Annotated in this window: 8 protein-coding genes; all 8 read right to left on the bottom strand. The window is 77.3% G+C overall.

What is annotated here, in order from left to right; translation table 11 throughout:
- Window positions 1-13: 13 nt before the first annotated feature.
- From ACIPK4_RS32390 to ACIPK4_RS32355, 8 genes are read right to left on the bottom strand one after another with little or no spacing between them, the layout of a single operon-like run.
- On the bottom strand, window positions 14-1,405 hold the full coding sequence (locus ACIPK4_RS32390) for a hypothetical protein (RefSeq protein WP_402319360.1): 1,392 nt from the start codon (window positions 1,403-1,405) through the stop codon (window positions 14-16).
- A complete protein-coding gene (locus ACIPK4_RS32385) occupies window positions 1,402-2,850 on the bottom strand; it encodes a hypothetical protein (RefSeq protein WP_402319357.1) in 1,449 nt (482 codons plus the stop codon). The genes ACIPK4_RS32390 and ACIPK4_RS32385 overlap by 4 nt, the downstream gene beginning before the upstream one ends.
- Window positions 2,847-5,063, bottom strand: coding sequence for an ATP-binding protein (locus tag ACIPK4_RS32380; protein WP_402319355.1), 2,217 nt, complete (start codon window positions 5,061-5,063; stop codon window positions 2,847-2,849). The genes ACIPK4_RS32385 and ACIPK4_RS32380 overlap by 4 nt, the downstream gene beginning before the upstream one ends.
- On the bottom strand, window positions 5,056-6,885 hold the full coding sequence (locus ACIPK4_RS32375) for a heterocycloanthracin/sonorensin family bacteriocin (protein ID WP_402319351.1): 1,830 nt from the start codon (window positions 6,883-6,885) through the stop codon (window positions 5,056-5,058). The genes ACIPK4_RS32380 and ACIPK4_RS32375 overlap by 8 nt, the downstream gene beginning before the upstream one ends.
- The gene (locus ACIPK4_RS32370) at window positions 6,882-9,020 is read right to left on the bottom strand and encodes a phage tail protein (RefSeq protein WP_402319349.1); all 2,139 of its coding nucleotides are present in this window, start codon (window positions 9,018-9,020) and stop codon (window positions 6,882-6,884) included. The genes ACIPK4_RS32375 and ACIPK4_RS32370 overlap by 4 nt, the downstream gene beginning before the upstream one ends.
- A complete protein-coding gene (locus ACIPK4_RS32365; protein ID WP_402319346.1) occupies window positions 9,020-11,194 on the bottom strand; it encodes a putative baseplate assembly protein in 2,175 nt (724 codons plus the stop codon). Before ACIPK4_RS32365 ends, ACIPK4_RS32370 begins: the two co-directional genes overlap by 1 nt.
- 15 nt (window positions 11,195-11,209) lie before the next feature.
- Window positions 11,210-11,653, bottom strand: coding sequence for a GPW/gp25 family protein (locus tag ACIPK4_RS32360; RefSeq protein WP_402319343.1), 444 nt, complete (start codon window positions 11,651-11,653; stop codon window positions 11,210-11,212).
- A 59-nt stretch (window positions 11,654-11,712) separates the two neighbouring features.
- Window positions 11,713-14,523, bottom strand: coding sequence for a hypothetical protein (locus tag ACIPK4_RS32355; RefSeq protein WP_402319340.1), 2,811 nt, complete (start codon window positions 14,521-14,523; stop codon window positions 11,713-11,715).
- Window position 14,524 lies beyond the last annotated feature (1 nt).

Below are 14,524 nucleotides of genomic sequence, written 5' to 3'. Positions count from 1 at the left end.
CGTCACGGATCAGTCACCGAGTGCTATCTTGCCTGTCGTTCGTCCCGTCCTGCCGGTCACCGCCGCCTCCCGGGTCGTAACAGTGCCGCAGCTCCCTCCTGACGAAGGCGACCCAGTCGCCGACCGGTGCGTCCCGGTCGTCGACGGGCAGGAGCACGTCGACGCCGACCGGCTCGTCGAGACGGATGCGGTCGCGGTGGCGCGCCTCCTCCACGGCCCGGGCGATGTCGGGCAGCGCGCACGAGCAGTACCTCAGGTCGACCTGCTGACCCAGGAGCCCCCGGATCCCGTCGAGGGCGGCGCCGCGTTCCCCCTCGGGCGTGTACGGCAGGTACCCGGCGGGCGGGAGTTCCACGATGCCCAGCTGTTCCAGGGTGTACGGGCCCGCGGGCGCGGCCCGGGCGCCCTCGCCGAGGCCCGTGACCAGCCGGGCCACTTCCCGGCCCACCTGGTCCTTGGTGTGGCTCCTCAGGAACTGCTGGTCGCCGATCAGGGCCAACTGCTCCAGCAGCGGCCGCAGATCGGCCGTGGACGCCGGCGCGACCCCCCGTACCTGCGCCAACTGGTCCTGGAACTGGAGGATCTGGGCGGTGTAGGCGTCCCAGGGCCGCATGCCGAGCCGTGACTGCCAGTACCGCTGCGGTGGGGCGGCGGCCCGGTCGCGGCGGGCGGCCCAGGTGTCGACCACCCAGCCGGCGGGATCGGCCGTGTCGCGCAGGAGCACCGCGAGCCGTACGGTCTTCGGCCTGCCCGGGCTCGCGGCGGGCGGGGCCCAGGAGGCCGGGAGGTGCGCGCCGCCGGTGCCGTACGGCCACGGCGCGTGCTCGGTGCGTTCGGCGGCGAAGATCCGGGAGGCGAGGAAGTTGCGCCGGGCGGCCGGGAGCTGGTTGTCGAGGCCCCGCTCGGCTGCCTCCGCGAGCTGGATCCGCACTCCCTCGGCCACGTACGGGCGCCGGGTGGTGGCCGTACCGGCGCACGGGTCGTCGCAGTAGCCGCCCTGTACGGGGGCGTCTCCGTAGGGCCGGGAGTCTGGGGCCGCCTCCACCCACCAGAATCCGTCGGGGCCGGGATCCAGGCCGGTGAGCGGGAGCGTCACCAGCCGCTGCGAGCGCAGCGGGCGGCCCTCCGCGGACACGGCGAGCCCGCCGCCGACGCGCAGGACCCCGTCCTGCGCGCTGACCTCGTAGCCCTCGACGACGCCGGGGCCGGCCGCCGCGCCGACGGCCAGGGCCAGTTCGCGGGCGTAGTCCTGGATGCGGGCCAGGTGTTCGGCGCGCAGGAACAGCCCGTCGAAGGGGTTGAGCCGGTCGATCCCGCCGTCGGCGGTCGCGGAGGGGGTGGCGGGCGGGGTGGCGGGCGGGCCGGCCGCCGGTGCGGGGTCGGCGGTGCCTTCGCTGATCGTCATTCCTCGGTCCTCCCGGGGGCCGCCTCGCGCGGCAGATGGACGGTGACGACGGCGTCGTTGCCCTCGTCGGCGGTGCCCGGCGGGCCGCCCTCCGGACCGGCGAACGGCGCCTTCGGGTGCGCGCCGTACAGGGGTTTGGGCCCGGTGCCGCGGATGCGGACGCGGACCGTCTCGTACGCGGGCCGCTGGTCGAGGTCCACCTTGACCCGGCGGCCGTCGGCCGACACCCGGATCCCGGCGACCTCGTCGGCGGCCCAGCCCCGGCCGGTGTCGGAGAGCGAGGTGATCTCGATGCCCTCGGCCTCGGCGGAGCCCGGCGCAAGCGGCGCGGTGACCTCGAAGCCGAGCACGGTGTGCTCGCGGCTCCAGGCGAGGGAGCCGGCCACCAGGCGCGGGCCTCCGGCGTCGGCCGGGGCGGCGGCGCCGACGATCCCGGGCGCCAGGGCGCACAGCAGCTCCTGGATCGTGGTCGTGGGCAGGAGCGCGGTGCGCACGGACGGGTCGGCGTACACCTCCTCGACCCGTACGCACCCGTCGTACTCGGTGAGTTCGACGGTGAGCCGGGCCAGTACGACGGCTGCGTGGTCCTCCGTCACCGGCGCCCCCGGCGGGCACGCGTCGCCCTCCTCGCGCTCCGGCTCCAGTGCGGTGGCGTCCGCGGCGGCCAGCCGGCGGAACGCGGCGAGCAGTGCAGGGGCGCGCAGGTGCGCGGGGACCCGGGCGACCTCGGCGGCCTCGCGCAGCGCCTCCTGGCCGGCGGTGTCCCCCGGCGCGGCCTCGTCGAGGCCGAGGAGGACCCGGATGCGGTGGTACGGGCGCCAGGGCGCGGGGGCGGCGGAGCGGATCGTGATCCGCGTGCCCTCCACGATCCGGGAGAAGTCGTCGTGGCGGCGCATCACGTCGCACGGGTCGGCCAGGGCGGGCACCGGCCGGTCCGGGCAGGACGCGAACTCCGCGAGGATCCAGGCCTCGGCGGTGCGCCGCGCGGGCGCTCCGGGACCGGGGCCGTCGGCGGGCGGCCCGTCCGGGGCCGGGGGCGGGTGGGCCTCGGTCCAGGCCCGCGCCCACCCGCTCAGGGAGAGGCACCAGGCCGCGTCCAGGGTGAGCTCGCGGCCGAGCCCGTCGACGGCGAGGCCGGGCAGGACCCTGAGCTCGTCGCCGTCCCGGGTGACCCCGAGGCCCCGGACGACGCCGGGGCCGTGCTGCCAGGCGTGGTGCAGCATGAGCTTGCCGCGCGGATTGCCCATCAGGACGCGGAAGTCGTCCTCGCCGAGCAGCATCCCGAAGGCCGCGCGCAGTGCGAGGAAGGGGTTGACGGGCAGCTCGTCGCCGCCGCAGGGGCCGCACCCGCACGGGCCGCCCGCGGGTGCGGGGCCGGTGGGCGGGGCCGGGGCGGAGCCGCCGCCGCAGCCGCACGGGGTGCTGCCGGAGCCGAGCGCCGTCATGGGTTCTCCTTCTGGTTGCGCCGGTCGGACGCCGAGGGGGCGGCGGAAAACGGAAGGCCGGGCGCCGCGGCGGCGCGGCGGGCGGGGGGCGGCGCCGGGCCGGGCGGCGGGGCGGACGGCGGGACCAGGGCGCGGGCCGCGCGCCGGTCCGCGCCCGGGGCGTCCCGGCCGGGCGGCACCCCCGGGAAGGGGCGGCCGGCCTTCCCGTACTCGCGGCGCATCGCGTCGGCGAGGTGTTCCTGGCGGACGGCTCCCCCGTCGTCCGCCGCCCGGAAGGCCGCGCCGATCGCCGCGTTGCGGATCCAGCCGCCCGGCACCGGGTAGTGCCGCGCGAGCGCCGCCAGGTCCGCGTCGGGGTGCAGCAGGGCGCGCGGCAGGTGCAGCTCCCACATCCGGTACCGGCCCGCCTCGTCGGGGAGCGGGAACTCCACGACGAAGTCCATCCGGCGGATGAAGGCCGCGTCGATGTTCTGCCGCAAGTTGGTCGTCAGCACGGCCAGCCCGTCGAACCGGTCGAGGCGCTGGAGCAGATAGGCCGTCTCCAGGTTCGCGAACCGGTCGTTGGCCTCGGAGACCTCCGTACGGGTCGCGAACAGGGCGTCGGCCTCGTCGAGGAGGAACACGGCCTGCGTGCGCTCGGCCACGTCGAAGCAGGCGGCGAGGTTCTTCTCGGTCTCGCCGATGTACTTCGAGACCAGCTCCGAGCCGTCCACGACCAGCAGGTCCCGGCCGGCCTCGGTGGCCAGCACCTCGGCGGCCAGCGATTTCCCGGTCCCCGGCGGCCCGGTGAGCAGCAGCCGGACGCCCCGGGCGGCCCGGGCGGCCTCCCGCAGCCGCCAGTCGTCCAGGACCAGCGCCTGGTGGCGCAGCCGGGCCACCGCGTCGCGCAGCTGCGCGCCCGCCTCCCCGCCGAGGACCAGCCGCGGCCAGCGGGCGTCCGGGCCGACGAGGTCGACTCCCGGGGGCAGCAGCGCGCCGGCGCGGGCGCGGATGGCGCCGGAGACGTCCGGGCCGTCGCCCTCGGTGCCGGGGGCCGGTGCGGCGCCGAGTGCGGCGCGGCTGTGCACGTCGAGGGCGACCTGCGCGGTGAGTGCCGGGTCGAGCGGGTGGCGCGCCGCCAGTTCGGGGGCGCGCCCGGGTGCTTCGGGCAGCGCCTCCCGCCAGGCGGTGCGCCGGTCGGCCGTGCCGACCGGTCCGGCCGGCACGGTGAGTACGGGCCGCTGCGGCCCGGGGCGTACGGTGCCCGGCGGTGCGCAGACCAGCAGCGGACCCGGGATGCGGTGGGCGGCGGGTGTGACAGGGGCCGCCGCTGCGGCCGCCGGGGCCGGCACCACCAGCAGCGGGACGGCGCCCCGTACGGCGGCGTGCAGGCCCAGCAGGCCCAGGGCGCGGGGGTCTTCGGGGCGGGTGCGGGCGGCGAACAGGCCGAGTCCGGCGGCGCGGGCGAGGGCCGCGCAGCGGCTGAGGGCGACGGTCTCGTCGCGGGCGCAGACCAGCAGGGTGCGGGGCTCGGCGGAGCGCAGGGCGGCGACGGCCCGGGCGGTTTCGGGGAGTGCGAGCCAGCCGTCGAGGCCGGCCACCGGCGGGCCGGGGTCGGCCTCCTCCAGGACGGCGGGCCGGGCGGGGTGGCCGTGCAGGGCCTCCCAGAGTCCGTCGGCGAGGGTCAGGGAGCGTTCGTGGAAGGGGCCGTCGCCCGTGAGGACGAGCACGCCCGCGCGCACGGCCGGGCCCTCGTGGAGCAGCCTGCGCAGGGCGACCCGGTCCGGCGCGTGCCCTCGTGCACCGGGCGTGCCGGCCCTCGCTGCGGGCCCTGGTGCGGTCCCTGCCCCCGTCCCTGCTGCGGTACGGGCCGCGCAGTCGATCAGGAGGCCCGCGAGGCCCACGCTGGGGTGGGGTGCGCCGCCGGGGTTCATGGTGCGGAACGTCCGGGCCAGGCCCTCGTGTTCGTCGGGGAGCCCCGCGAACAGGACGAGTTCGGTCTCCAGGGAGCCGAGCCCGAACCGGTGCACCAGCCGGTCGAGCGGGGTGGCGGCAGGGGGGTGGGCGCCGGGGCCGCCCGGGGTGCGGTGCGCGGCGCTCGCCGCCCAGTCCCGCAGGAACGCGGCGGACTCGCCGCCCGCCTCCTCGCTGCACAGGGTCTCCAGCAGCTCGGCCACCCGGACGGCGACGGCGGCCGCCCGGCCGGAGAGGTCGCGGCTGATGCGCTCAGACATAGCGGTACCTCACGACCGCGCCGAGCCAGCCCAGCCAGCCCGGGTCGAGGTCCAGTCCGGCGCGCCGGATCTCCGGGTCGGTGTCGGCGACGGCGAGGACGGCCTCGATCCAGCCGGTCTCGGCGGCGATCCGGCCGGGGCGGCGGGCGACGGTGAGGACGGCGCCGGATGGGTCGTGCGCGTACGGCCCGTCGCCGAGGCGGGCGGCGGTGGCCCGCGCCCAGTCGGCGGCGAGCGCGCCCACGGCGTCCCGCTCGCGAGGGGTCGCCGCGGCGGCGCGCAGCAGCCCGGCGGCGCGGGCGGGGCCGAGCCCGGCGAGGGCGAGGGCCGCGGGGTCCGCGGGGGCGATGCCGGGGATGAGTGCGAGGGCTGCGGTGTGCAGCGTCCAGGGCAACGGCCTGGCGGCCAGGGCGGGTTCGTCGAGGGCGCGGTCCGGGAGCCCGGCTTCGGCGGCGGTGGCGAACAGGAACAGCAGCCCGGCCCAGCCGGTGGCGGCGCCCTGCGGATCGGGAGCGGGCGCCGGGCGTGCGGGTCGTACGGGGTCCGGCGCGGCCGTCTCGGCGGCCGCGGAGCCGGCCGGGCCCGGACCGGAGCCGCCCGCACCGGTGCGGGGCGCCCCGGCGGCGGGGGGTTCGTGCGGGGGCGCAGCCCGGTCGGCCACGGCCCCGGGCCCGCCGTCGGGCGACGCGGGACCCGGCGGGGCCGGGGGTCCCGCGGTCCCGTCGGTCCCGTCGGTCCCGGCACACCCGACGCATGCGGCACACCGGACGAGTCCGGCACAGCCGGCGGTCCCGGTGCACCCCCCACACCGAGCCTGGCCCCCGGCACACCCGTCACATCCGGCCTGTCCGGCACACCCGTCACACCCGGCGCGCTCTCCTTCTCCGCCCTCCTCGCCGCTCCCGCCGTCCCCGCAGGGGCCGCGGTCCGGCAACTGGCCGCGCCCCGGCCCCGCCCCGGGTACGGGTCGCGCCGGGGCGCCGTCCGGGGCCCGCAGGCCCTGCGCCAGCAGCTCGCGCAGCCCGGGGCGGGCGGCGGCGCGGTGCAGCGATGCCGGATCGGTTTCGGCGAGGACGAGGACCGCCCATGCGGCCGGGACGGGTTCGGCGGGCCGCAGCCGGGAGGCGCGGACCAGGTCGGCCAGCCGGGAGCCGGCGAGCAGGGCCCGGGCGAGTGCGCGGGTGCCGGGGCCGGGCGGCGGGCCGCCGGTGTCCCCGGGTACGGGCGGCTCCCCGCCGGTCACGAGGGTGGCCAGGCGCTGCCAGCCTTCGCCGCCCCAGGCCCGGTGCAGTGCGGCGAGCCCGCACTGTTCGGCCGCGCGGAACACCGCGGCCGCGGCGTGCTGCGGGTGGCGTTCCAGGGCGGCCAGCAGCGCCGGGCCGGGCGAGGCGTCCGGGGACGGGTCCCCGGGCCGCAGGATGCCGGTCTGCCGCCAGGCCCACAGTCGTTCGCGGCGTCCGGCGGCCAGGCCGGCGACCGCGTCGGCGAGCAGTTCCACGTCGTGCCGGAAGTGCACGAGCCCGCCCGGTGCGGTGGTCCGGCCCTCCCGTACGGTCCGTTCGATCGCGGCGGCGACCGCCTCGGACCAGTCGCGGGCGAGGGCCGGTTCGGGGCGGGCCGGGTCGAGGGCGAGCGTCAGGTCGAGCCGGGCCAGGCACCAGCGGCCGGGCGGCAGGTCGAGTCCGCGCAGAGCCGTTTCGAGGGGGCCGCCGATCGCGCGGCGCAGCGGTCCGCGCAGTCGGTCGGCCGACGGCGGCGGCTGGCCGGGGTCGTGGCGCAGGGTGGCCGAGAGCCGGTCGATGACCACGGTGGGGGCGTTCATCCGACGCGCACCGCCCCGGTGATGGTGGTCTCGCCGACGCGGGAGCCGGCGGCGGGCACGCCGACGACGCCGTCCTCGCCGACCCGTACCCGCCCCACGATCGCGGGACCCCAGGCCGCGCCCGGGCCGACGACGGAGGTGAGCCCGAGGTGGAGGGTGCGGCCGATCCGCATGCCCGCCCCGAGGGGGCAGACGTCCACGAGGGTGTGGGCCGGTTTGTGGGTCTCCACGATGGCGCGGACGACGTCGAGCCGGTCGGGGCCGGGGTCCGCGGGGATGAGGACGCTGAACCGGTGTGCGGTGGCGGTGTAGCCGTCCTCTGCGGGCCGGGTGCCGCCCACGGTGAACCGGCCCAGTGCCCCGGAGGTGGCCGCCGCGCCGCCGACGGCCGGTGCGGGGGCCCCGCCGGGCCCGGCGCCGAGGACCGCTCCGCCGAGGCCGCGCAGCCGCCAGTGCTCCACGACGCTGATGGGCAGCGGGAGGTAGAGCCGCAGGATGCGTTCGAGGCAGGTGACGGTGCCGCGGATGCGGAACAGGTCGTAGGCCTGGGCGATGAGTTCGCGCCGCGCGGTCGGCGGCCAGCGCCGGTCCAGGGCCAGGCCGAGCAGGCCGGCCAGCCAGTCGAGGGCTTCCTGGGGGGTGGCGCGGGGGTCCAGGAGCAGGGTGCGCAGGGCGGCGCGGGAGTCCAGTTCGTGCAGCAGGCCTTCGGCGGGGGCGAGGAAGCGCTGGAGGAACGCGGCGTCGCCCTCGTCGCGGCTCCAGGCCCCGGGGAGTGCGGCGGGCAGCCGGTGTCCGGGCCGTTCCACGCGCAGGCCCCGGACACGGGGGGTCAGGCGCGGGGTGCCGGTGAGCCGGAGCACGATCCACAGGTAGCGGCCGGGCGGGGCGTCGACGGGGGCCTCGTACGTCTCGAACCCGTCGTCGGGGTCGATCTGCGCCCAGGGCAGTTCCCGGCCGGTCGGGCGCCGGAACAGGGGTGCGGTGGGCGGCGGCCGGTCGGCGTGGAGGGCGCGGGAGGGCAGCGGCGGGGTGTGCTCGGCGTGGCGCACGGAGCGCGGTCCGCGTACGGGCGGCTGCCAGGGCAGCGGGTCGGGGACGGTGTCCTCGTCCGTGGTGAGGAAGCCGGCGCGGACGTCGGTGCCGGGCGGGATGCAGGCGTCGAGGAACAGCCGGCCCCAGCGGGTGCGGTACTCCCCGGCGTCGAGGCGGTAGCCGATGACGGTGCCGGCGGGGGTGTAGCGGGCGGCGGGTCCGGCGGTGCGGGCGAGCCCGTCGGCGGTGGTGAACGCGACGCGGCCGTCGGGATCGACGGTGACGGCTCCGCCGTCGTAGCCGGGGGCGCGCAGGGGTTCGATCTCCGCCCAGGCTTCGCCGTCGGCACGGAAGCGGCGCAGCGGCTGGCCGGGGGCGCGGCCCACGACCAGCGCGCCGTCGGCCGTCAGGTCCAGGTCGGTGGCGTCCGGCACGGTGAGCGGGCGGGTGCCGTCGGCGCGGGCGACGACGGCGCGTCCGCCGGCCGGCCCGGTCCACAGCACGTGGAGCTGTCCGGCGTGGCCGGCGATCCGCGTGGGGCGCAGGCCGTCGCCGCCGGGCGGGCGGCGCAGTGCGGGTCCGCGCAGCGGGCCGCGGCGGCCTTCCAGCAGGACGATCCCGGCGGGCCGGGTGACGAGGACGGCCACGGCGCCGCAGAGGACGGTGACGTCGAGGGGCCGGCGGTGCGGGCGGTCCGCGCTGCGGACGGGGACGCGGCGCAGCAGCCGTTCGCCCCACAGGTCGATCACGTGGACGGCGCCGGCGCCGGATTCGGCGATGTGGAGGCGCTGTGCGGCGTCCACGGCGAGGCCGCGCGGGACGCAGAGGGTGCCCGGCCGGTGGGGGGCGCCGTCGGCGGTGGTGCCGGGGGCGATGACCTCCACGCGTCCGGCGCGCGGGTACGAGCGGTAGGCGCGGCCCCAGCGGTCGAAGGCCAGCCCGGCGGGCCCGTGCCCGGGTGTCGCCGGGTCCGGTGCGGGCTGCGGTTCGGGTTCCCAGGCGAGGCCGACGCCCCCCTCGTCGAGGAGGGCGGTGGATTCGTGGCGGCAGCGCACCCACTGGTCCGGGTCGGCCAGGACGCCGACGGCACGGTCGCCGTACATCAGCAGACCTCCGGGGGGAGCGGTACGACGACGGGGTCGCCGGGGGGCGGGGGCGGGGTTCCGTAGCCGGCTCCGACGGGCAGGGGGCTGCCGGTGACGACGGTGATCTCGGCGACCCGGGGCACCTCCCACGGGTTGAGCGGGACGAGCGGCAGCGGGGTCCATCCCGTACCGGTGCGGCGGGCCAGCAGCAGTTCGTCCTCCAGGTACTCCAGGCCCTCCACCTGGACGGCTACGGCCTCCAGTTCGGCGCGGCGCACGGCCCGGCCGAGGGGCCAGCCCGCGCCGTCGGGCCCGTACGGCGGCAGCGGGGCGAGGTACTGGCGCAGGATCAGCTCGACCCAGCGGCGCACGGCGTCGGGCTGGTAGCCGTCGCGGGTGCGGATGCCGACGGACACGGCGATGTCGGTGTAGGTGGGCGGGATGACGTACAGCTCGGTGGTGGCCAGGCGCCTGGGGTCGAGGTACGCGGCGACGCGGCGCAGCAGGGCGAGGTCGGGCAGGGGGGTGCCGGGGTCGCGCTGGTCCTCGGCGGGGAAGACGAGGACGCTGACGACGCCCGCGGCGGGCTGGGTGGGCGTGTCGGGGTGCAGCAGGGGCAGCGGCTCGGCGCGGCGCACGCCGGGGACTTCGAGGGCGAGGGCGCGGAAGTCCTCGGCGGTGACGACCCGGTCGCGCCGGTGGACTTCGGCGGGCAGGGCGTCGAGGGCGTCGGCGAGGGAGGCCGGGTCGGCTCCGCCGGCGGCGGGGAGCGGGTTGGTGACCTTGACACCGCTGACGCCGGTGAGTGCGCCGATCGCGCCGGCCGGGACGTTTCCGGCGGAGCCTCCGCCGTAGCGGTAGCCGAGGACTCGGATGCGTTCGCCGATCCGGGGCAGCCGGCCGCGGTCGGCGAAGCGGACGAGCCCGGCGTCGGCGTCGAGGGTGTAGTGCCGGTCGAGGGGGCCGCTGCCGGCGAAATCCTCGACCTCGGTCCACGGCTGCCAGCCGTCGGCCTCCTCGACCTCCAGCCGGACGCTGCCGGAGAGGACGGGACGCCGGGTGAGGCGCAGGACCTGTCCGGCGTCGGCGGTGCCGGTGCCGAGGAGTTCGGGTGCGGCGGTGCGGGCCTGGACGGCGCCGACGGCATTGACCCCGGCCCAGCGGATGCGGTGGATGGCGTCGTTCTCGTCGGCGGGGCGGCGGACCCTGAGCCAGCCCAGGACGCGGGCGGCCGTCCGGTCGTCGTCGAGGGGCGGGGGGCTGTTGAGGCCGCCGGGGCCGGTGCTGCCCCGGGGGTGGGTGGGGAAGGCGGCGGGCAGGGCGACGGAGACGACTCCGGCGGTGGTGAGCCCGCGGGTGGTGTCGCCGAGTACGGACAGGGCGGTGAAGGCGCTGGGGGCATCGGGGCCGTTCCACAGTTCCCAGAGGAAGCCGGGCGGGGCGCTGACGAGGTCGGCGGCCCGCAGCCGGGTGGGGTCGTGGGTGTCGCGGGCCAGGAGGTCGTAGGGGCGCGGGATTTCCTCGTCGGGGACCACGCCGACGAACAGGGTCCGGCCGGCGAGCAGCCGGGCGTCGGTGGTGTTCTTGGCGAGCAGGGCGATCCACAGGGACCGGTCGAGGGTGGCGGCGACGTCCAGCGGCGGCCGGTCGGGGGCCTGCGGGTCGGCGGGGACGGCGGTGGTGACGTAGAACCGGACGGGGGATCCGGCGGCCGCCCGCTTGCGCTCGTCCGCCGGCAGGGCCTCGACTGCGTTCCGGCGGCGCCGGCTCTCGGCGGTGCCCGGGGCTTCGGGGGCGGGCGTCTTGCCGACGGCGAGGGTCTCCAGGGGCCAGGCGACGACCTCGTCGGCGGTTTCGAAGGCGACCGCGCCGGCCCGGGCCTCGGCTCCGCGGAGCACCTGGACGCCGTCGGGGCGTTCGGTCTCCAGGACGAGGAGGGTGCGGGCGGTGAGCGCGGGGCGCGGGCGGACGCCCAGCAGCCGCAGGAAGGCGGCCTTCGTGGCATCGGGTATCTGGTTGAAGCGGAAGAGCAGGGATTCGCCGAGGTGTGCGAAGAGTTCGAGCAGGGCGATGCCGGGGTCGCCCGTGTTGTGGTCGGTCCACTCGGGCGCGTAGACGGGGATCCGCTTGACCAGCTCCTCGCGGAGCTGTTCGAAGGTGCGGTCGTCGAGGATGGGGCCGATCAGCGGCATACCGTCGTCACCCGCCTACCGCAGGTAGAAGGGGTAGACGAGGTTGTCCGGGCGCAGGTCGAGCAGGTGGACGTAGGCGATGTCGATCCATACGAGGGTCGGCTCCTCCCCCGGGGTCACGGAGACTTCGGTGACCCGGATCCGGGGCTCCCAGGCGGTGAGCGCCTCGGCGATCTCGGCGGCGATCGCGGTGCGGGTGGCCGGGGTGTTGGGGGCCATCAGGTGGCGGCGCAGCCCGCAGCCGAAGGTGGGGCGCATGATGCGCTCGCCGGGCTCGGTGTCGAGGAGGGTCTCGACGGACTGCCGGACCGCGGCGGCTCCCGTGGCCCATGCGAGCGCGCCTGCGCTTCCGGGCCGGAACGGGAACCGCACCCCGGTACCGAGCCGGGCGTCGCCGGCGGACGGGGCGGCCGGGGCGCGGCCGCCGGGGGCGGCCGTCAGGGCGTCAGATGCTGCCATGGCGTCCATGCTCCGCGGCGACCGTCACCGGGGCGTCTCCCCCCGCGGGGCGGCCGGGGTCACTTCCACCAGCCCTCCGCGCGGAGTGCGGGTTTCATCTGCTCGATGGCCTTGTCGTACTTGGTGCCGAACTTCGACCGGACGTCCTTGAGGTCCATCTGGACGGCGGCCTTGAAGCGTTCGGCCTCCACCAGGTTCAGCTGCTCGGCACGGTGCGCCTCGGACTCCTTCCACGTGCCCGTGCTCAGGACGCGCGGATGGTCGGTCCAGTTGCCCGCCGAGTCCTTGCGGCCGCGGTGGTCCTGCCTGTCCATCTGGATGGCGGGTCCCTCGTCCCGCGAAATGTCCCTGATCCTCTTGGTCACGGCCCGCGACGGAATGTGGTTGATCTCCGTTCCGGCGAAGTTCCGTCGCGTCTTCGGGTTCTTCAGCCCGCCGTACCTGCCTCCACCGAACTCGGGCAGGTACTCGTTCTCGTAGAGGGGGTGCCCGGCACTCCTCACCCGCCGGTCGACGCCCTCCACACCCGCCTCGGCTGCCGCCTTCTTCGGTGCGGCGTCGACCTTGGCGGCCTTCGCCTTGGGGCTCATCCCGGCCGTGATCTGCCACTTGTCCCCCTCCAGTGCGGCGTCCAGGACGGTGAAGCCGTACTTCGTCCTGATACCGGCCAGCGCGTCCCGCAGCTCGGTCTCGTCGTACGGGTGCTGGTGCGAGCGTGTGGCGAGGCCGCCCAGTGCCTCCAGCCCGGCGAACCAGCGGTCCCGCTTCTCCGGCGGCGGGACGGTGTGGCCTTCGGCCGGTGCGTCCTTGGCCGGGACGCCCTTGGCCGGGACGCCCTTGGCGGGGCCCTGGGCGGCGGGGCTCTTGACCGGTGCTCCCTTGGCCGGGCCGGTGGCCGCGGCCTTGGCCGAGGGCGTGACGGAGGGGCTCGCCGGGCTCCGGTGCGGGCCCGCGCCGGGCGCGGGGGACCTGGCGGCGCCGGGATCCCTCCAGGCGCCCTTCTTCTGCTCGTCCTTGGACGATTTGGCCGGGACGTGGTCGTCGATCAGGTCCGTCAGGAACTTGTCCGCGTTGAAGTCCACCTCGCCGAACGTGACCTCGGGTACCTTGCCCGAGCCCAGGACGTGCTCGACGTCGGCCCCGATGCCGAACTCCCCCGGCAGCGGGTACTCCAGCCGGCCCAGCGGCCAGTTCCAGCGCTGGTCCGGCGCCGGGGACCACCACGGGCTGTCGAGCTCGACGAAGAGATCACCGCCGAGCGCCAGGAACGGCTGGGCCGCGATCTCCATGTGCCCGGCCAGGAAGAACTCCCCGTGCCTGCCCGCCTTCGGATCGGCGACCTCCCGGTACCCGATCACCGGCGTGGCCTCGACGTAGCCGCGCACTCCGGCCAGGGCGGTCAGCGCGATGCCCGCCTTGATGTCGTGTCCCACGAGCTGGACGCCCGCGCCGCCCTCGGCCTTGAGCCGCAGGCCCGCGTACGCGGAGATGTTGAGGGTGCCGGTCAGGCCGAAGCTCTTGAGCACCTCCGGTCTGGTCGACCAGGTGCCGGTGAGCTCCATCCGGTCGAGCGTCGCGGGGCCGATCCTCGCGACCGCCTCGAGCCCCACGTTGGCGAACAGGAAGACGTTGCCGACCAGGGGGACCCCGTAGAGGGCGCGGACCTCGAACTTCGCGAGCTGTTTGAGGTATTCCCTCGGCTCGAACAACGGCTTGTCCATCTTCGGCTGGATCTTGCCGACCACCGTCACGTCGCCGTGGTGGTCGACGACCACCAGCGCCTCGCCGCGCAGCCAGTCCGCCAGCCGTACGTCGACCGTGCCCCAGCCGGCCAGCACCCGGGGTCCGGGCCGCGGGCCCGCCGGGGCCGCCGCGGAGTCCGCGGCGGCTCCCGGGTCCCCGGTCACCGCCTTCGCGGACCTGACCGCTTCCGGCAGTTGACTGTCCGTCAGTTCCTTCGCGGAGGCGGCGTCGGTGGCGACCAGGGTCACCTGCCCGTCGAACTTCTCGTTGGCGTAGCGCACGGTTGCCCGGACGTCGACGATCCCCGCGGCGAAGGCGGCCGTCGCGCGCCCGCTGAACCCGCGCAGCGCCACGTCCACGACGGCCTTCCCGGACAGCGTGCCGTCCGGTGCCCGGAGCACCGGCACCTCCACCGAGCCGAGCCCGGCCACCGTGCCCTTCGCGACGGCGTCGAAGGTGACCACGTCGTCGGCCAGTCCGAGGCTTCCGGAGGCGGTGAGGAAGCCGCCCAGCGTGAAGGACATGCCGCCGGCCCGCACCACGAGGGTGGCGCCGCGCAGTTCGTTCTCCACGCCCGTCAGCCGCAGACCGCCCACGCCGCGCCAGCCCAGCGCCTCGGCGCAGGACTCCATCCGGCCGAGCAGGGCCAGGGGCCCGTCCAGCAGGACGCCCTTCACCCGCGCCGAGGCGTGTCCCTCCAGGACCCCGTCGCGCACGCGCAGCGCGAGCACCGGCTCGACGCCCAGGGCGCGCAGCGGCAGCAGCAGCGGGTGCGGCAGCGGGACCGCCTGGAAGCCGCCGCCGGGTCCGGTGGTGATCCCGCGGTCGGTCTTGCGGAGGTGGAGGGTCCCGGCCGCGACCTGGCCGAGCCGGACGCGTACGGGCCCGCCCGCGGGCCCCCGGCGGTCCAGGTACTCCGCGACCGGCGCGGGCACGGCGAGCGCCTCCCCGCCCTGGAGCGCCAGTTCCTCCCGGGGGACGTCCGGCGCGACGACCATGCGTGACAGCTCGTCGGCGAGCCTTCCGGGGGCGGCCGGCGCGGGGCCCGCCGGGGCCGGTGCGGGTGTGGCGGGGGCCGGGACGGCAGCGCGGGCGGGTTCGCGGGCCGCGGGTACCTGGGCCGCCATC

It is taken from the genome of Streptomyces sp. NPDC086989 (assembly GCF_044745505.1).
Lineage (GTDB): Bacteria > Actinomycetota > Actinomycetes > Streptomycetales > Streptomycetaceae > Streptomyces.
The sequence above is the reverse complement of the archived record's forward strand: the minus strand, read 5'-3'. Positions and strand labels throughout refer to the sequence as shown.